This window comes from Amycolatopsis sp. NBC_01307, assembly GCF_035975215.1.
In the GTDB taxonomy this organism is placed as follows: Bacteria; Actinomycetota; Actinomycetes; order Mycobacteriales; family Pseudonocardiaceae; genus Amycolatopsis.
Genome location: NZ_CP108403.1, coordinates 5,683,397 through 5,700,396, shown reverse-complemented (window position 1 = coordinate 5,700,396; position 17,000 = coordinate 5,683,397). Strand labels below are relative to the sequence as shown.

Below are 17,000 nucleotides of genomic sequence, written 5' to 3'. Positions count from 1 at the left end.
GGGATGATGGCGGTGTGCGCGCGCCTTTCGAAGAGCTGCCGGACGTGGCCCGGGTCGTCCTGGTCGTCAGCGTCGCCGCCTTCGCGGCGGGTGAGCTCGTCCAGGCGTTCCGCACGCGCGGCGGCGCGAAACTCGTCAACGTGCCCGCGGAACTCGGCTTCCGGGTGTTGTTCCTCGGCGCGGTCCTGCTGTGGCCGATCGGGCGGGCGGTCGTCCCGGCCGCCGGCATCGGCGGCGGTACGGGGCTGGTCACGGTCGGGCTCGTGCTCGGGTGGCTCGGCCTGCTCCTGCGCTGGTGGTCGTTCTACAGCCTGGGAAAGTACTTCACCGTGACGGTGCAGACCAGCGAAGACCAGCCCGTCGTGGACCGGGGTCCCTACCGGGTCCTGCGGCACCCGAGCTACACCGGCCTGCTGCTGATCTTCGCCGGCGGCGGCCTGATCGCGGGCAACTGGGTCAGCGCGGCGGCCCCGGTCGTGGTGCTGCTGATCGCCCTGGTCCACCGCATCCGGATCGAGGAACACGCTCTCGGCGAGGCGCTGGGCAGCCGTTACCGGCGGTTCGCCGCCGACCGCGCCCGGCTCGTCCCTTATGTGTGGTGACCTCGCGGTCCGCGCGGTGTGCGGGCGCGCCGGAGGTTAGGCTGGCGCCCCGACGAACCGGGGCCGGTCAGCGGCCGTCCGCGAGGAGCAGCCGCCGCCATGTCAGCCGACCGTGCCGAGGCCCGTACCCGTCATCCCCGCCACCAGCGCCGCGGTGAGGCCCGGCTGCCCGCCGCCGTCGCGACGCTCGTGGCGATCGCGCTTTACCTGGCGCTGCCGGAACAGCTGCTGGTCGCGCCGCGGTTCGTGGTGCCCGCGCTGGAGATCGCGCTGCTGGTGCCGCTGATCGCGATCAACCCGCGGCGCGTCACGCGGCAGACCCGGCTCTCCCGGGTGCTGTCGCTGGCGCTGGTCGCGGTCGTCGCGCTCAGCAACCTGGGCGCGCTGGGGTTGCTCATCCACGACCTGGTCGCCGGCGCGGCCGGCGACGGCAAGGCGTTGCTGCTGGGCGCGTTGCAGGTGTGGCTGACCAACGTGATCGCGTTCGGCCTGGCCTACTGGGAGCTGGACCGGGGCGGCCCGGTCAAGCGCACCCAGTCCGGCCGAGCGGACCTGCCGCCGGCCGACTTCCGGTTCTCGCAGGACGAGAACGCCGACACCGTCGAGGAGGTCGCCGAGGGCTCCAGCGTCAAGTCCGACTGGGTGCCGGCCCTGCTCGACTACCTGTACGTGTCGGTGACCAACTCGACGGCGTTCAGCCCCACCGACACGATGCCGCTGTCCTCGCGGGCGAAGGTGCTGATGGCGGTGCAGAGCGTCGCGGCACTGCTGACGTCGTTGCTGGTCATCGCCCGCGCGGTCAGCGTGCTCAAGTAGGCGCGTTGATGGCCCGTTGAGGATCCGTTGTGCCCGGCGTGAGGTGGATCGGTGATCGTGGAGGGCCGCCTGACACCTTGCGGCAAATCCATGGTCGTGGCCGCGGATCGCGGCCACCATGGGGCGTCATGGCGTTCACCGAAGCACCTGATCCCGGCCACGCGCGCACGCTGGCCGAGCTCATCGCCCGGCTGCGGCTGCTCAAGACGTGGGCGGGCGACCCGTCGTACGCGCAGATCGCCGAGCGGGTGAACCGGCTCTGGACGGCGGCCGGGCGCCCGCCCGCCGAGCGCACCGCCCGCACCACCGTCGCCGACTGCTTCAAGACCGGCCGCGCCCGGCCCAACACCGACCTGGTGCTGGCCGTCGTCGAGGTGCTGCACCCGGACCCGGGGTACGTCGCCGGCTGGCAGGACATGCTGCGCGTCGTCCGCAGCCGCGCGGAGGCGGCGACCTTCGTGCAGGCCCAGCTCGGCCTGCCCGAGGCGATCCCGCACTTCACCGGGCGCCGCGCGGAGCTCGCGCGGCTGTGCGCGGCGCTCGGCGACGCCGCGGGCGGGCAGGCGTCGGCGATCGCGGGCATGGCCGGGGTCGGCAAGACCGGGCTGGCCGTGCACGTCGGCCACGAACTGCTGCGCACCGGCCGGTTCGACGACGCGCTCTTCGTGAACCTGCGCGGGTTCCACCCCGACCTCGGCCGGCCGCCGGTGGACCCGGCCGCGGTGCTCGACTCCTTCCTACGGCTGCTCGGCGTGCCCGGGCACGCCGTCCCCGCCGACCTGCCGGGCAAGGAACGGGTCTACCGGGAGCGCTCGGCCGGGCGGCGGCTGCTGGTCGTGCTCGACAACGCCCACAGCGAGGACCAGGTCCGGCCCCTGCTGCCCGACGCGCGGGGCGGCCCGGTGCTCGTCACCAGCCGCCTGGCGCTGCCCGGGCTGGCCGGTGCGCAGGTGCGGCTGGACGTGCTGAGCCCGGACGAGGCGCTCGCCTACCTGCGGCGCACCGTCGGCGCGCAGCGGATCGACCAGGAACCCGGCGTGGCCCGGCGGATCACCGCCGAGCTCGGCCACCTGCCGCTCACGCTGACGCTGGCCGCGTTGCGGATGACCGCGCCGGCCCACCGGTCGTGGCTGCTGGCCGACCACCTGGAGCGGCTCGAGCAGCGGCGGGCGCACCTGCGCCTGGACGACGCCGTGGACGCGTCGATCAGCCTGTCCTACGACCACCTCGGCGAGCCGGAACAGCGGGCTCTGCGGCTGCTCGCCCTGCACCCGGGCGCGGACCTGGACGTCTACGGCATCGCCGCGCTCACCGGCACCGGCCTGGACGAGGCGACCCGGACCGCCGACCGGCTCGCCGCCGCGAGCCTGGTGCGGCGCCGTGAGGCGGACCGGTTCGAGCTGCACGACCTCATCCGCGCGTTCGGGATGGCGCGGGCCGAGGACGAGGACGTCTCCGCCGGCCGCCGGGCCGCATTGGCGCGGCTGCTCGACTACTACGCGTTCGCCGCCGCCGCGGCGATGGACCACTACGCGCCGCGCGTGCGCGACCACCGGCCGCACGTCCCCGACCCGGGCCTGCCGATCCCGCCGGTGACCGACCGGGCGTCGGCGGCGGCGTGGCTGGAAGCCGAACGGGCCAACCTGGTCAGCGCCGGCCTCCACGGGGTGGCGTCGGGCCACGCGGGGCTGCTGTCGCGGATCCTGTTCCGGTACCTGCAGACCGGCGGCCACATCCGGGAAGCGCTGGCCCTGCACACGAGCGCGACGGAGTCGGCGGACCCGGTCGCCCGCGGGCACGCCCTGCTGAGCCTCGGGGCCACCCACAGCCAGGTCGGCCGCTACGAAGTCGCGACCCGGTTCGCCGAACAGGCGCTGGACTGCTTCCGCGGCGCCGAAGACCGCTCCGGCGAGTGCCGCGCGTTAGGCACGCTGGGCGCGATCGCCTCCTGGAACGCCGATTTCGCGCGCTCGGCCGGGTTCCTGCAGGGGGCACTGGCGCTGGCCCGCGAGATCGGCGCCCGGGCGGGCGAACGCACCGCGCTCACCAACCTCGGCTACGTCCACGGCCGGCTGGGCCGCTACGACGAGGCGCTGGAGAGCCACCTGAAGGCGCTCGCCATCGACCAGCAGACCGGCGACCTGAGCGACATGGGCCGCACCCTGCTCAACATCGGCGACACGCACCTGAGGTCCGGCCGGGGCGCGGAGGAGGCCTGCGGTTTCTTCCGCCACGCGACGGCCATCGCCCAGCAGGCGGGCGACCGCGACCTGCACCTGGAAGCGCTGCTGTGCCTCGCGGACGTGTCCCTGGACCTCGGCCGCACCGGCCAGGCGAGGGCGTCGCACGAGTCCGCGCTGGCGATGGCGGTGGACCTGGGCATCCTGCACCAGGCCGCCCGCGCACACCTGGGCCTGGCCCGGGCGTGGACCGCACTGGGCGACCCCCCACGTGCCCGCCAGCACTGGCTGGCGGCCCGCGACCACCACCGCGAGCTGGGCTTGCCAGAACCGGCAGAGATCCCGGAGCCCGCAGCCCGGACGGTAACCACCGGCGGCTGACGCCCGCCCGCCGCGGCTCGGCCGACCAGCCGTAGCGGAGGTCACCAAGGTGAAGGACGGTCGAGACCCGCCCCCAATCACGCGAGTCACGCCCCCAATCACAAGACACGCGCCCAATCACGCGAGATGCGCCCCCAATCACGCGAGACACGCGCTCGATCACGCGAGACACGCGGCCAGACACGTGAGATGCGCGCTCGATCACGTGAGATGCGCGGCCAGACACGTGAAATGCGCGCGCAATCACGCGAGATGCGTCCCCACTCGCGCGAGACGTGCGCCGGGGCAAGGTCGGTTCGCGTGCCTGCGGGGCCGGTTCGCGTACCCGGAGGGTCGGCTTGCGTACCCAGGGGGTCGGCTCGCGCGCCCGGCGGGTCGGCTCGGGGGCCGGAGCTGGCTGCCGGTGGGTGAGGTTTCGGGCTTTCTCCACTGCTCGCGGGGTCGGGCGTCGGCGGTGACCGTGTCCGGCTGCGGCGAGTGTGGTGATAGTGACCGCCGGTGGGCAGGCTTCCTGGTCCGTGCCGAGCGTCGGTCGGAGGCGCGGTCGCGTGCGACGGCGGCCGTGGGGTGCTGCCGGTGAGGGAAGCGGGGAAACGGTGAGGCGCGGCCGGGGCCGGTTGGTCGGTGAAGCGGGGCGTCCGGGTTCGTCCGGGATTGCTGCTCCGGTCGTCTGTGGCGGCGATGCTCGCGGCCGGTGCGGGACCACGAACGCGGTTCCGCGCCACGTCGGACACCCACCGTCGAAGGGAGACACCATGCGGCGCCTCGTTGACCGCGTGCTCGACCGGATCGTGCCCACTGCCCAGGCCTCCGCCTGTGCTGGCGGCTACTTCTGCAACAGCGCGGGCCACCCCGGGTACTGGTACCGGTTCTGTTGCCCGCAGACCGGCTGCGAATGGTCCAAGATCCGCAGCACCTGCTGAACCGGTCCCGAACGTACCGGGCGGTGTCCGCGCGAGCGGGCACCGCCCGTGGGAAAGGAGTGCCGTGGACTACCTCCGTGCGGCTTGCGCGACGCTGATCGCCGTGGTGTTCGCCGCCTCGTCGGTGTCGAAGCTCCGGGACTTCCGCGGGTTCGCGCGGTCGGTGCCCGCGCTGGTGCCGATGCCCGCGAACGCCGTGGTGCCGGTGTCGGTGGCCGTCGTGGGCGCCGAAGCGGGCGCCGCGGTGCTCGTGGTCGTGCCGGCCACCGCGACGGCGGGCTTCGTCCTCGCTTCGCTGCTGCTACTGGCTTTCGCCGCCTCCATCGGCACGGCGCTGCGTCGCGGGCGGCCCGCGTCGTGCCGCTGCTTCGGCACGGCCGACACCCCGGTCGGCCCGCGGCACCTGGCGCGCAACACCGTGCTGCTCTGCTTCGCCGTCCTCGGCGCCTTCGCGCCGGAGCACCTGCCACCCGTCGCCGGGGCCGCCCTCGCGGTCGCGGCGGGCGGGGTGGCGGCCGTCCTCGTCGTCGCGATGGACGACATCGCCGTCGTGTTCGCAAGGAGTTCCTGATGCCCTTCGTCGTCGCCGCTCTGGTGCTGCTCGGCCTGCTGTGCCTGGTGAACCTGCTCCTGACCGTCGGGATCCTGCGCCGGATGCGGGCCCAGGCGGCCGCGGGGTCCGGGCCGCTCTTCGCGCTGCGCCCCGGTTCGGCCGTCGGCGAGTTCGCCGCCACGACGACCGACGGCGAGCCGCTCACCACCGCCACGCTGGACGGCACGGTGGCCTTCTTCTCCGCCGACTGCCCCGCCTGCCACGACACCCTGCCGGACTTCCTCGCCTACGCCCGCGAGCAGGGCCGCGACCGCGTCCTGGCCGTCGTCGGCGGGGACGACGCGGACACCGTGCGCGCGCTCGCCGAGGTCGCCCGGGTGGTGCCGGCGGACCTCGACGGCGGCCCGGTCGCCGCCGCGTTCCGCAACACCTGGACGCCCGCGCTGTACGTCGTGGCCGACGGGCGGGTGGTCGCGACCGCGGGCCGGGTGCCCGAGCTGACCGTCCCCGCCGGGCGGTGACGGTGCGCGAACCGGGCCGGCTGCGCGACGCGGCCGCGGCCGCCGCCGTGCTGCTGTGGCGGTCCGGCCCGGCGCGGCTGGCCGGGCTGCTGGTCATGACGGCGGCCGCGGCCACCGCGCCGATCGCCACCGCCTGGCTGACCAAGCTCGTCCTCGACCGGCTCGTCTCGCGCACCGGCGCCGTCGGCGGCCTCGCCGTGGCGCTGGCGTGCGCCGGGCTCGCCGTCGCCGCGCTGCCCGTGGTCGTCCACTACGTCCGGGCGCAGATCGGCCGCGCGGCGAGCACCGTCGCCACCGACGGGCTGTTCGCCGCACTGGGCCGTCAGGTCGGGTTGCGCACCTTCGAGAACCCCGCCTACCAGGACCGGTTGCGGCTGGCGCAGGAGAGCTGCGGCCGGATGCCGGAGATCGTCGACGGTGTCGGCGGCACGCTCAGCGGAACCCTTTCGCTGGCCGGGTTCCTCGGCTCGCTGTTCATCCTGAGCCCGGCGATGACCGGGGTCGTGCTGGCCGCCGCGATCCCCGCGCTGCTCGCCGAGCTGCTGCTGGCCCGGCGCCGCGCCGCGGTGGAATGGCGCGTCGAGCGGTTCGCCCGGCGCGAGTTCTTCTACAGCCAGCTGCTCACCGGGATCCCCGCCGCGACCGAGATCCGGCTCTTCGGCATCGGCGCGTTCCTGCGCGCCCGGCTGATGGACGAGCGCCGCAGCGCCAACGCCGCCCAGCGCCGGATGGACGAACGGGAGCTGCGGACCATGGGCGGCCTGACGGCGCTGAGCGCGGCGGTCGCCGGGGCGGGGCTCTGGTGGGCGATCACGTCGGCGCGCGACGGGTCGCTCAGCGCCGGCGACGTCTCGATGTTCGTGGCCGCCGTCGCCGGGGTGCAGGCCGCGCTGGGCACGCTCGCGTCGGCGATCGCCAACGGCCAGGCCCGGCTGCTGTCGTTCGCGCACTACGTCGCCGTGGTCCGCGCGGAACCCGATCTGCCGAGCGGTTCCGGTGGCCCGGCACCCGCGTTGCGGCAGGGGATCGAGCTGCGCGACGTCTGGTTCCGCTACAGCGACGACCACCCGTGGGTGCTGCGCGGGGTGGACCTCACCCTCCCGCACGGCGCGGCGGTCGCGCTCGTCGGCCTCAACGGCGCGGGCAAGAGCACGCTCGTGAAGCTGTTGTGCCGCATGTACGACCCGACGCGCGGGCGGATCCTCTGGGACGGCGTCGACCTGCGCGACATCCCGCCCGCGTCGCTGCGCGAGCGGATCAGCGCGGTGTTCCAGGACCACATGAACTACGACATGACCGCGGCCGAGAACATCGGGCTCGGCGAGCCGGCCGCGATGAGCGACCGCGCCCGGCTGGTGGCCGCCGCGACGCGGGCGGGCGCGCACGACCGGATCGCCGCGCTGCCCCGCGGGTACGACACGCCGCTCACCCGGATCTTCGAGATCGGCACCGACACCGAGGACGCGTCCACCGGGGTGGTGCTCTCCGGCGGGCAGTGGCAGCGCCTGGCGCTGGCCCGCTCGCTCGTGCGGGAGGGCCGGGACCTGATGATCCTCGACGAGCCGAGCTCCGGGCTCGACCCGGAGGCCGAACACGAGGTGCACGCGCGCATCCGCGAGCACCGGCACGGCCGCACGAGCCTGCTCATCTCGCACCGGCTGAGCGCGGTGCGCGACGCCGACCGCATCGCGGTGCTCGAAGACGGCCGGGTCGTCGAGCTGGGCACGCACGAGAGCCTGCTCGCCGACGGCCGCGGGTACGCGCGCCTGTTCCGCCTGCAGGCCGGCGGTTACCAGGCCGTGCCGTGAAAGCGCTGGTCCTCGCCGTGCTGCTGGCCGCGGGCGGTGCCGTCGCCGCCCGCCGGCTGCTGATCCTGACCACAGTGGACGGTGCGAGCATGGCCCCGGAACTGGCGTCCGGCGACCGGGTCCTGGTGCGCCGGACCCGCCGTCCGCGGCGTGGCCGGGTGGCCCTGCTGCGCTACCCGCGGTTGCCGAGCGGCGCGCCGGTGGGCGAGCAGCTGCTGCTCAAGCGCGTGGTGGCGGTGGCGGGCGACCGCGTCCCGCCCGGCTGGGCCGACCCGGACGTCCACGGCCTCGGCGGCACGGTGGTGCCGCCCGGCTGCACCGTCGTCCTGGGCGACAACCGGCCGACCAGCTGGGACTCCCGGCACTACGGGTTCGTGCCGCGGGACCGGCTGGTCGGCGTGGTGGTGCGGCACGTGTTTTCTTGAGTGAGCCGCACTTCCCGCGTTCAGCTGGCGGCTCTGTCCGTGTCACCTGACGTTAAATGAGCACTGATTGACTTCACTCGTTCACGAACTTTCTCGCGACGAGGACAAATTGACCCAGTCAGTGCCCCCCGGCGACGTCGACCCGCTGGCCGCGTTCACCGCCGATCTCGAGGAACTTCAGGCCAAAGCCGCGGCTGCCCAGGAACGGCTCCAGGCCGCCGTCGCCTCCGTGCAGTCGCCGGACGGCGCGGTCTCGGTGACCGTCGGCCCGAGCGGGGTGCTGCAGGACCTCCGGTTCGGCCCGCGCGCGTACGAGCGTCCCCCGCAAGCCCTTTCCGGCCTGGTGATGCAGCTGATCGGCCGCGCGCAGCAAAAGGTCTCGGCCGAGGTCGCCGACGCGTTCAGCGGCATGGTGGGCGAGAACTCGGCCGCCCGCGAGCTGCTGACGGAGTTCCTGCCGTCGCCCGAACCGGACGAAGGCGCGCAACCGGACAACGGCTTCGCGGCGCCGCCGGAAGCCGGCGCCCGCCCGCAGAGGCCGGTCCCGCCGCCGCAGCGCCCGTCGCCGCCACCTCCACCGCAGCCGCCGCAGCAAGGTCCGCCGCGTCGTCGTCCCCGGTCCACGCCGGAAGAGGACGACGGCGAGAGCAATCCCTGGTAGTACGGAGGAGAACCAGTGGTTTCCGGAGCAGGTTTCTCGGTCGACCCGGCCGAGCTGCAGAAGTTCAGCCAGTTCCTGTCGGGCACCACGCAGCCGGCGGTGCAGGACGCCGCGAACCGGATGCAGGCGGCCAACGGGTTCGACAACGCCGCGTTCGGCATCCTGCTCGCGCAGGTGCTGGCCGTGCCGTCGCGGATCACGATGGGCGTCATCACGGGCGAGATCTCCAAGCTCGTCGGTGACATCGGGAAGTCCGCCGACGACGTGAAGAAGGCCGCCGAAACGTACGCGACCCACGACGCGAACACGGCTCAGGGGCTGCGCACGTTCGAAACGGAGCTGGGCAAGTGACCGTTCCCATCACGGCATCGAACTCGACGACCGGGGCCGGCGTCTTCGACAGCTGGAAGCAGGTGGGCGACTCGATCGGCAAGGTCCAGACGGAACACGGCGGCGACCTCGCGGCCGTCAGCGTCGAGCTGGGCATCAACGTCATCAGCGCCGCGCTCGACACCGTCGCGTTCGTGATGGACCCGCTGGCGAAGCTGATCGCGGCGGGCCTGGGCTGGCTGATCGAGCACGTCTCGTTCCTGAAGTGGCCGCTGGACCAGGTCGCGGGCAACCCCGCGGAGGTCACGAAGATCGCCAACGAGCTGCACAAGATCGGTGAGTCGCTGCGCAACACCGGCACCGAGCTGGACGACACCCTCAAGGCCACGATCACGCAGTGGGAGGGCAAGGGCTACGACAGCTTCCTGAAGTCGATCAACGACCGGAAGGGCTGGATCGACGCCAACGCCAAGGCATCCGACGTCGCCGGCTACATGGTCGAGACGACCGGGGCGCTGATCGGCGCGGTCCGGTCGCTGCTGCGCGACATCATCACGACGATCCTCGGCGACATCATCTCCACGATGCTGATCGCGCTCGCGCTGGCCATCCCCACCTTCGGCGCGTCGATCGCCGTCGGCGTGGGCAAGGTCGTCGCGCAGGTCTCGATCCAGGTGGCGGCGATGACGGCGAAGCTCGCCAAGGTCGTCGCCTACGCCGGGCGCACGCTGGCCCGGCTCACCGGGCTGTCGAAGCTGGTCAAGGGGAAGCCGGGCTCGTCCGGTGCGGGGCACGAGCTGAGCAACCTGCCGCCGCGTCCGGGTGGTGGCGTCCCGAACTTCTCGCGGCCGTTGCCCCCGCCGCCGGGCACCGCGGTCACGCGCAACGGCCCGCCCGGAGGCGGCGCCACACCGAGCACCCGGCCGCCGGGCGACGGCACGACGCCGAACTTCTCGCGGCCGCTGCCGCCACCGGGCACCGCGGTCACCCACGACGGCCCGCCCGGAGGCGGCGCCACGCCCAGCACCCGGCCCCCGGGCGACGGCACCACGCCGAACTTCTCGCGACCGCTGCCGAAGCCCGCGGACCCGCCGCCCGCGCCCAAGCCGCCGTCGCCGAAGTCGAAGCTGAGCGACCAGGACATCTCGACGATCAAGAAGCACGAAGACTGGCTGAAGACCAAGTTCGGCGACAGCTACAGCAAGATGAAGTTCGTCGACGACTGGCTGAAGAAGAAGGCACCGGACTACTACCCGATGCTGAAGGCGCTCTCGGACGCCAAGAGCTCGAAGAACTTCGTGGGCTGGGCGGGCAAGGACATCGTCCAGGTCGACCGCGGCCTCACCGACATCCAGATGCAGGCGGAGGCCGCGTGGGCCGAGGAGGACAAGAAGGAACAACAGCCGAGCTAGGCGCCCGGGAACGCCGTCCACCGCTTTCGTGGTGGACGGCGTTTGCCGTGGTGGGTCAGATGGCGCGGGCGATGGCGATGTTGCCCGCCAGGCGCTCGCCGGCCTCGTAGATCATGTACTCGTGCCCCTGATAAGTGCCGAAGCTCGGCGCCGCGCTGCGGCCGTTGTCCGGGGATCCGCTCAGCGAATCGTGGAAGACGCCCAGGTGGTTGCGCTTCGAGAAGTCGTTGCCCACCTCCGTGATCATCAGGTTGCCGCCGTGGGCGATGTCGGTGTTGTAGACGACGTACGTGCTGTTGTTGCGGTTCAGCAGGTGCGGGCCGCCGATGTCGTTGGCGCCGACGTCCGTGTGCTTCACCAACGGGGTCTGGGAGAACGTCCAGTTCAGCGCGTCGGGTGACCAGCCCCAGCCGATGTCGCGGTGGTTGGTGGTGTTGTTGAGCATGAAGACCATGACGTAGCGGGCGTTCTTCGACGGCACGTCCTGGCGGAACACCCGCGCGTAGGACGTCTCGGTCGTGCCGGCGGGCTGCAGCCGGGTGGACAGGACCTCCTTCTCGTAGGTGAAGTGGATGCCGTCGGCTGAGCTGGCCAGGCGGGTCACGGTGTTCTCGCCGTGGAAGTACAGGTAGAGCCGGTTGACGTCGTCGTTCCACAGGGCGTGCGGCGAGGAGACGTGGCTGACCGAGTACTCGCCGGGCCACGAGTTCTTGATGATCGGGTTGCCCGCGTACTCGGTGAACTCCTGGTCGAGGGTGTTCGCGTAGGCCAGGCAGATCCCGCCCGGCGCGTCGTGCGGGGCGTAGTAGAGGTAGTACGCGGCGAGCGCGTTCGGGATGCGGCCCGCGGTGCCGCGGATGCACGGGAAGATCAGCTCGCCGGTCGGGTTGTACTTCAGCTTGCTCTTCACCAGCGCGAGCCGCTGGTAGCGGTAGTCGGGGAAACCGGCCGGCGCCGCGAGGGCGGGCGCCGGCAGGAGGGCGCCCGCGCCGAGTGCGGCGGCACCGGCCAGCAGGCCGCGTCGAGTGAGGGACATGGTGCCGCTCCTTCGCCTTCGAAGTGTTCGCGTCCGGCGACGGTGGCACGCGCCGAACGGCGAAGTCAATGGAGTAATACGTATTAGTACGGTCGGGACAGGTTCGCTGGAGTTTCGGGCAAAACCGTTGACGGGCCTTCGCGCGCGTCGCACGCTGGCAACTGAACCGAGTCAGTTGACCCGAGGTGAGGCGAACCGAGCGAGGTACCGATGAGCAGGGCGCGGCGGACGCCGAGGCAGGCCGACATCGCGCGCGTCGCCGGGGTTTCGCAGGCGACGGTCTCGGTGGTGCTCGGCGGGAACCGCACCGGCGTCCGGCTGTCCGAGCGCACCCGGCTGCGGGTGCTGGAAGCCGCCGAACGGCTGGGGTACGTGCCGGACCCGGTGGCGACGCGGCTGGCGTCGGCGCGCAACAACCTGCTCGGCGTCTACACCTTCACCCCGGCGTTCCCGATCGACGTCGCCGACTCGTACTACCCGATCCTGGCCGGCGTCGAGGCGGAAGCGGCCGAGCTCGGCCAGGACCTGATCATGTTCACCGCGTCGAGCGCGGTGCCCGACCACACGCGGATCCGCCGCACCCGGCTCGCCGACGGCTGCCTGTTCCTCGGCCGGCACGTCCCGGTGGCCGCGGTCGGCGACCTGATGGCGAGCGGCTTCCCGATCGTCTACATCGGACGCCGGACCGAGCTGGGTGGCACGATCCCGTACGTGGGCGCGGATTACGTGTCGGCCTCGGCCGAGGTGGTGACGCGGCTGGTCGGCGCGGGCCACCGGCGCCTGCGCTACCTGCGCGAGCCGGACGAGGCCCCGTCGTCGGACGACCGCGAGCGCGGCGTCCGCACCGCGGCGGCCGACGCGGGCGCGGCGCTGACGGTCGTCCGCACCGACGGCACGGACCTCACCGCGGCGGACGTCACCACCTGGCTCGAAGACGGCGTGACGGCGCTGGTCGTCGAGGAGACCGACACCGGCGCGGTGTTCCACGCGACGTGGCGCGCCCTGCGCGAGGCCGGGGTTTCCGTCCCCGGCGACGTCTCCCTGGCGGTGCTCGGCCGCCCGCCCGGCGACCCGCCGGGCCCCGAGATCAGCGGCTTCGAGGTACCGCGCCGCGAGATGGGCCGGGCGGCGGTGCGGCTGCTGGCGTCCCTGCTCGACCCGGCCGCGGCCGACCCGTCGGTCCACCGGCTGCTGACGTGCCCGCCGGTGGCCGGGGCGACGATCGCGCCGGTCAGCTGACGCGCAGCGCGTCGAGGTGCCCGGCGAGCTCCGCGTCGACGCCGGCCTGGTGGTCGGCGAGGAAGAAGTGCCCGCCCGGGAAGACGCGCAGCGTGAAGGCGCCCGAAGTGTGCTCGCGCCAGGCCTCGGCCTCGGGCCGCGTCGTCTTCGGGTCGTCTTCGCCGGTCAGCACGGCGATGGGGGCCGCGATCCGGCGGCCCGGCTCGCAGCGGTAGGTCTCGATGGCGGTGTAGTCGCCGCGGATCGCGGGCAGCGCCAGCTGCAGCAGCTCCTCGTGGCCGAACACCGCCGAGTCCGTGCCGTCGAGCAGCCGCAGCTCGGCGATCAGGCCCTGGTCGTCGAGCTCGTGGACGCGCTCGTCGCGCCGGGTCGAGGGCGCCCGCCGGCCCGACGCGACCACCGCGGCCGGCGCGTTCGCACCGGCCCGCTCCAGCCGGTACGCGGTCTCGAACGCGAGCACCGCGCCCATGCTGTGCCCGAAGAACACCGTCGGCTTGGCGCTCAGCGCGGCGAGCGCTTCGGCGAGCTGGTCGGCCAGCTCGCCGATGTCCTCGACGCACGCCTCGCGCCGCCGGTCCTGCCGGCCCGGGTACTGCAGCGCCACGACGTCGGTGCCGGGGGAGAAGCGCGCGGAAACCGGGTGGAAGAAGCTCGCCGACCCGCCCGCGTACGGGAAGCACACCAGGCGGGCGGTGCTGCCGGTCGCGTCGTGGAACCGGCGGATCCACCCGGTCGTGGCGCCGTCGTCGATGCGCAAGTCGTCCGTCCTCCGCGGTCGGGATATCGTCGTCACGACCAGTCAAACACGTCGGTTCCGCCGGGTCCGCCGGTTTCGCCGGATGGGAGGCGAAGGTGGCCGCGACGACGTTCCTGTTCGTGCCCGGCGACCGCCCCGACCGCTTCGGCAAGGCCGTCGCGAGCGGCGCCGACGTCGTCGTCCTCGACCTCGAGGACGCGGTGGCCCCGGCGGACAAGGCCGACGCCCGCGCCGCCGTGTCCGCCTGGCTCGCCGGCGGCGGCCGGGCGATGGTGCGGATCAACGCCCCCGGCACGCCCTGGTTCGACGCCGACGCCGCCCTGGTGGCCGCGCGCGGTGTTCCGGTCATGGTGCCGAAGGCCGAGACGCCCGGGGTGCTCGCCGGGTTCGGTGACGTAGTCGCCCTGGTCGAGACGGCGCTCGGCGTCGAACGCGCGGGTGAGCTGGCCGCCGTGGCGTCGGTGACGCGGCTGGCGTTCGGCAGCGTCGACCTGGCCGCCGAGCTGGGCGTCGCGCCCGAGGACCCGGAGCCGTTCGCCTACGCGCGCTCGCGGCTGGTCGTGGCGTCGGCGGCGGCCGGGCTCGCGCCGCCGGTCGACGGCGTCACCACGGACCTGCACGACGAAGCGCGGCTCGCCGCCGACGTCCGCTACGCGCGGCGCATGGGCTTCGCGGGCAAGCTCTGCGTGCACCCGAAGCAGATCGCCCCGGTCCGCGCCGGGTTCGCCCCGACCGACGACGAGGTGAACTGGGCCCACCGGGTCGTCACCGCGGGCGAGTCGGTGTCTACTGTGGACGGCAAGATGGTCGACAAGCCGGTGCTGGCCCGGGCCCGCCGGATCCTCGGGGAGCGGTGATGGGCCGGAAGACGCGCCAAGCCGGGCTGCGCCAGCTGCGCTCGGGCGACGACGAGTTCTGCTACCAGCTGCACCGCGGCGCGCTCGGCGAGTACGTCGAGGCGATCTGGGGCTGGGACGAGCCGGTCCAGCGCGCCTACCACGAGAAGACCTTCGACGCGGCCCGTACGCAGATCATCACCGTCGACGGGCAGGACGCCGGTGTGCTGGTCGTCGACGACACCGGGCCCGACGTCGTCCTCGGCCGGATCGAGCTCGAGCCGCACCACCAGGGCCGCGGCGTCGGCGCGCACGTCGTGGCGGCCCTGGTCGCCGAAGCGGCGTCGCGCGGCCGGGGCGTGGTGCTCGAGGTCCTCGACGTCAACCCGCGCGCCCGGGCGTTCTACGAGCGGCTCGGCTTCCGCGAGACCGGCCGGCCGCGGCCGCACAAGATCGCCATGCGCCATCACGGTTTCAGTGACGTGGTGGGCAGCCCGAGCACCTGAACGATCCGCTCGACGGCCTCGCCCACCCCCACGAAGTCCGCGCCCAGCGGCTCGACGACCAGCCGGCGGATCATGGCGACGTGCCCGGCGGCCGACGCTCCCAGGTGCGCGCGGCCCGCGTCGGTCAGGCTCGCGACGGTGAAGCGCCGGCCCTGACCGGTGCACACCGTCCGCGTCACCCAGCCCCGGTCCTCGAGCCGCGCGACCGCGTGCGAGATCCGCGGCAGCGACCCGTTGGCCATCTGCGCGACCTCGCTCATCCGCAGCGTCCGGCCGGGGCAGGCCTCCAAGCGGGCCAGGATCATGTAGCCCAGCAGCGTGAGATCGGCGTCGCGCAGGAGCTGGCTCTCCAGCACCCCCGGCAGCGTCAGCAGCACCTTCACCAGGTTGATCCACGCGCGGTGCTGGACTTCGTCGAGCGGCTCCACCGCGTCCTCGGTCACCGCTTGACTTTAACACGCAACCCAACCTACCTTGGGTTGCACACGCAACCCAAGGAGAAGCGATGACCACCACCGCAGCCACCCCGACCTCGGCCGTCGCTCTCCGGTACGGCCTCGCCGCGCTGGCCGCCGCAGTCGTCAACACGGCCATCGGGCTCACGGCGTCCGCCCTCGACGACGGCGGCATCGGCATGGGCCTCGCCCCGGTCGCCTACCTGCCCGCGACGATCGTCGGGTTCGTGCTCGGCGTCGTGGGCTGGACCTTCCTCGCCCAGCGGTTCCCGCGGGCCCTGCGTGTCATCGTGCCGGGCGCGCTCGTGCTGACCTGGATCCCGGACGTCCTGCTGCTGACCGCGGGCGCGACGGCCGCCAACGTCGTCGGGCTGATGCTCATGCACCTGGTCGTCGCCACGGCGGTCGTCACCGTGGGCCTGCGCCGGCTCCGGGAAGCGGGCGGCGCGCCGCGCGGCTGAGCCCGCCGAGTCCGCGCTGGGACCGCCTGCCGGTTCAAGGGCAGGCGGTCCCGCGCCGGGCGGTCCCGCCCCGCTGGGGTACAGGGTGGGACACGCCGGTCAGGGTGCCCCCCGCGGCGTGGCTCCGGCGGACCCCCACGCCGTCGGAACCCCACCCGCGAGCGCACCGGTGCACCCCGTTGTAGCCGACCAGTCCGGGGACCGGTCCCCGGAACGCCGTCACCCGGCGATCCCGCGGGCCACCGCCAGCTGCCGGTCCTTGTGCCGCTGCTCGCGGGCCAGGTCGGCGGCGTGGTGCGGAACGAGCCCCTCCTGCACCACGCGCTCGAGGGCGACCCACGTCCGGACCCAGCCGGTGCGCTCCTTGCACCGCACGTCCCGGACGGCGACGGCGATCTCGTGCGCCGACGCCCGCCCCGCGCCGAACGCGGGATCCTCGATCGCGGCTTGCGGGTCGGCGTAACGGAACCCGGCCTCCGCCATGCACCGCGACCACGCCGCCGCGGCCGCGGTGACGGGCGGGGTGGTCCGGGTGATGTCGTAACTCCGTTGGCTCAGAGCGAAACCCACCGGTTCCTGGCCGGGTTTCCCGTCGGGTGCCAGGGCTCGGTCCGCCTCACCCGCGCACCCGCCGGGCGGGACGTCACGTCCTTCGCGCGTGCCGGTGATCATCGCGACGACGTCCGGCGGTGGCGGCGGCCGGTCGGCGCCGTGCGGGGCGAAGACCGCCGGGTCGCGGTAGCCGTACGCCGCCGCCTCGGCCGCGTCGACGAGACCGTGCCGCCGCGGTTTGGCGGCATCCCGCACGGGATCGACGGGCGGGAAGGTGAACGAGAGCCCGTGGGCGGCGAGGCAGCGTTCCATCAAGGTGTTGCGCGCCTTGATGACCTCCAGCTCCTCGACGGGCGTCAGCTGCGACCGGTCGAGCGGGAGGTCGAGGCCGTGCACCGTCGACAGGTCGCGGGGCACCTTCCCGAGCGCGACGGCGAGGTCGCCCGCACCGAAGTCGGACGGCGCGGCGGGCGCCGCCGAGCAACCGGCGACGATCGCCAGCACCGCGGCGAAGGCGGCCAGACGGCTGAGTGTGGCCACGACGGG

19 protein-coding genes are annotated in these 17,000 nt (G+C 73.6%); 15 read left to right on the top strand and 4 right to left on the bottom strand.

Annotated elements, in window-relative coordinates; genetic code table 11:
- Positions 1–14: 14 nt before the first annotated feature.
- The 11 genes from OG439_RS24310 to OG439_RS24260 all read left to right on the top strand — a co-directional run bounded on the left by OG439_RS24310 (position 15) and on the right by OG439_RS24260 (position 10,612).
- A complete protein-coding gene (locus OG439_RS24310; RefSeq protein WP_326943178.1) occupies positions 15–602 on the top strand; it encodes a methyltransferase family protein in 588 nt (195 codons plus the stop codon).
- Positions 603–701: 99 nt separating this feature from the next.
- Positions 702–1,418 carry a hypothetical protein gene (locus OG439_RS24305; protein WP_326943177.1) on the top strand — a complete coding sequence of 239 codons (717 nt, stop codon included), beginning with the start codon at positions 702–704 and terminating at the stop codon, positions 1,416–1,418.
- A gap of 128 nt (positions 1,419–1,546) precedes the next feature.
- On the top strand, positions 1,547–3,979 hold the full coding sequence (locus tag OG439_RS24300; RefSeq protein ID WP_326943176.1) for a tetratricopeptide repeat protein: 2,433 nt from the start codon (positions 1,547–1,549) through the stop codon (positions 3,977–3,979).
- Between the two features lie 755 nt (positions 3,980–4,734).
- Entirely contained in the window at positions 4,735–4,902 is a 168-nt protein-coding gene (locus OG439_RS24295) for a hypothetical protein (protein WP_247054947.1), read from the top strand.
- A gap of 64 nt (positions 4,903–4,966) precedes the next feature.
- Complete coding sequence (locus OG439_RS24290) at positions 4,967–5,473, top strand: MauE/DoxX family redox-associated membrane protein (RefSeq protein WP_326943175.1); 507 nt, start codon at positions 4,967–4,969, stop codon at positions 5,471–5,473.
- Positions 5,473–5,976, top strand: coding sequence for a TlpA disulfide reductase family protein (locus tag OG439_RS24285; RefSeq protein WP_326943174.1), 504 nt, complete (start codon positions 5,473–5,475; stop codon positions 5,974–5,976). Before OG439_RS24290 ends, OG439_RS24285 begins: the two co-directional genes overlap by 1 nt.
- Positions 5,973–7,784 (top strand): ABC transporter ATP-binding protein, encoded by a 1,812-nt coding sequence (locus tag OG439_RS24280; protein WP_326943173.1) that lies wholly within the window; start codon positions 5,973–5,975, stop codon positions 7,782–7,784. Before OG439_RS24285 ends, OG439_RS24280 begins: the two co-directional genes overlap by 4 nt.
- Positions 7,781–8,209, top strand: a complete 429-nt coding sequence (locus OG439_RS24275; protein WP_326943172.1) for a S26 family signal peptidase — start codon at positions 7,781–7,783, stop codon at positions 8,207–8,209. Before OG439_RS24280 ends, OG439_RS24275 begins: the two co-directional genes overlap by 4 nt.
- A 109-nt stretch (positions 8,210–8,318) precedes the next feature.
- A complete protein-coding gene (locus OG439_RS24270; RefSeq protein WP_326943171.1) occupies positions 8,319–8,870 on the top strand; it encodes a YbaB/EbfC family nucleoid-associated protein in 552 nt (183 codons plus the stop codon).
- 15 nt (positions 8,871–8,885) lie between these two features.
- Positions 8,886–9,221 carry a hypothetical protein gene (locus OG439_RS24265; RefSeq protein ID WP_326943170.1) on the top strand — a complete coding sequence of 112 codons (336 nt, stop codon included), beginning with the start codon at positions 8,886–8,888 and terminating at the stop codon, positions 9,219–9,221.
- On the top strand, positions 9,218–10,612 hold the full coding sequence (locus tag OG439_RS24260) for a hypothetical protein (protein ID WP_326943169.1): 1,395 nt from the start codon (positions 9,218–9,220) through the stop codon (positions 10,610–10,612). The genes OG439_RS24265 and OG439_RS24260 overlap by 4 nt, the downstream gene beginning before the upstream one ends.
- Positions 10,613–10,667: 55 nt before the next feature.
- Here the strand turns inward: OG439_RS24260 and OG439_RS24255 are convergent, their stop codons facing one another.
- On the bottom strand, positions 10,668–11,648 hold the full coding sequence (locus tag OG439_RS24255; RefSeq protein WP_326943168.1) for a hypothetical protein: 981 nt from the start codon (positions 11,646–11,648) through the stop codon (positions 10,668–10,670).
- A gap of 210 nt (positions 11,649–11,858) precedes the next feature.
- Here OG439_RS24255 and OG439_RS24250 point away from each other — a divergent pair, with 210 nt between their 5' ends.
- Positions 11,859–12,887: a LacI family DNA-binding transcriptional regulator gene (locus OG439_RS24250; protein WP_326943167.1), complete on the top strand. Its 1,029-nt coding sequence runs from the start codon at positions 11,859–11,861 to the stop codon at positions 12,885–12,887.
- Here OG439_RS24250 and OG439_RS24245 read toward each other — a convergent pair.
- Positions 12,880–13,644 carry a thioesterase II family protein gene (locus OG439_RS24245; RefSeq protein WP_326943166.1) on the bottom strand — a complete coding sequence of 255 codons (765 nt, stop codon included), beginning with the start codon at positions 13,642–13,644 and terminating at the stop codon, positions 12,880–12,882. The two genes, OG439_RS24250 and OG439_RS24245, sit on opposite strands and share 8 nt — an antisense overlap.
- A gap of 95 nt (positions 13,645–13,739) precedes the next feature.
- Between OG439_RS24245 and OG439_RS24240 the strand changes: the two genes are divergently transcribed.
- Both OG439_RS24240 and OG439_RS24235 read left to right on the top strand, forming a co-directional pair.
- Positions 13,740–14,501 carry an HpcH/HpaI aldolase/citrate lyase family protein gene (locus OG439_RS24240; RefSeq protein ID WP_326943165.1) on the top strand — a complete coding sequence of 254 codons (762 nt, stop codon included), beginning with the start codon at positions 13,740–13,742 and terminating at the stop codon, positions 14,499–14,501.
- Positions 14,501–14,986 (top strand): GNAT family N-acetyltransferase, encoded by a 486-nt coding sequence (locus OG439_RS24235; protein ID WP_326943164.1) that lies wholly within the window; start codon positions 14,501–14,503, stop codon positions 14,984–14,986. Before OG439_RS24240 ends, OG439_RS24235 begins: the two co-directional genes overlap by 1 nt.
- Here the strand turns inward: OG439_RS24235 and OG439_RS24230 are convergent.
- Positions 14,947–15,429 (bottom strand): MarR family winged helix-turn-helix transcriptional regulator, encoded by a 483-nt coding sequence (locus tag OG439_RS24230; protein WP_326943163.1) that lies wholly within the window; start codon positions 15,427–15,429, stop codon positions 14,947–14,949. The genes OG439_RS24235 and OG439_RS24230 overlap by 40 nt on opposite strands.
- Before the next feature lie 62 nt (positions 15,430–15,491).
- Here OG439_RS24230 and OG439_RS24225 point away from each other — a divergent pair, with 62 nt between their 5' ends.
- Positions 15,492–15,902 carry a DUF6069 family protein gene (locus OG439_RS24225; RefSeq protein ID WP_326943162.1) on the top strand — a complete coding sequence of 137 codons (411 nt, stop codon included), beginning with the start codon at positions 15,492–15,494 and terminating at the stop codon, positions 15,900–15,902.
- A 219-nt stretch (positions 15,903–16,121) separates the two neighbouring features.
- Here OG439_RS24225 and OG439_RS24220 read toward each other — a convergent pair whose 3' ends face one another.
- Positions 16,122–16,994, bottom strand: coding sequence for a hypothetical protein (locus OG439_RS24220; protein WP_326943161.1), 873 nt, complete (start codon positions 16,992–16,994; stop codon positions 16,122–16,124).
- Positions 16,995–17,000 lie beyond the last annotated feature (6 nt).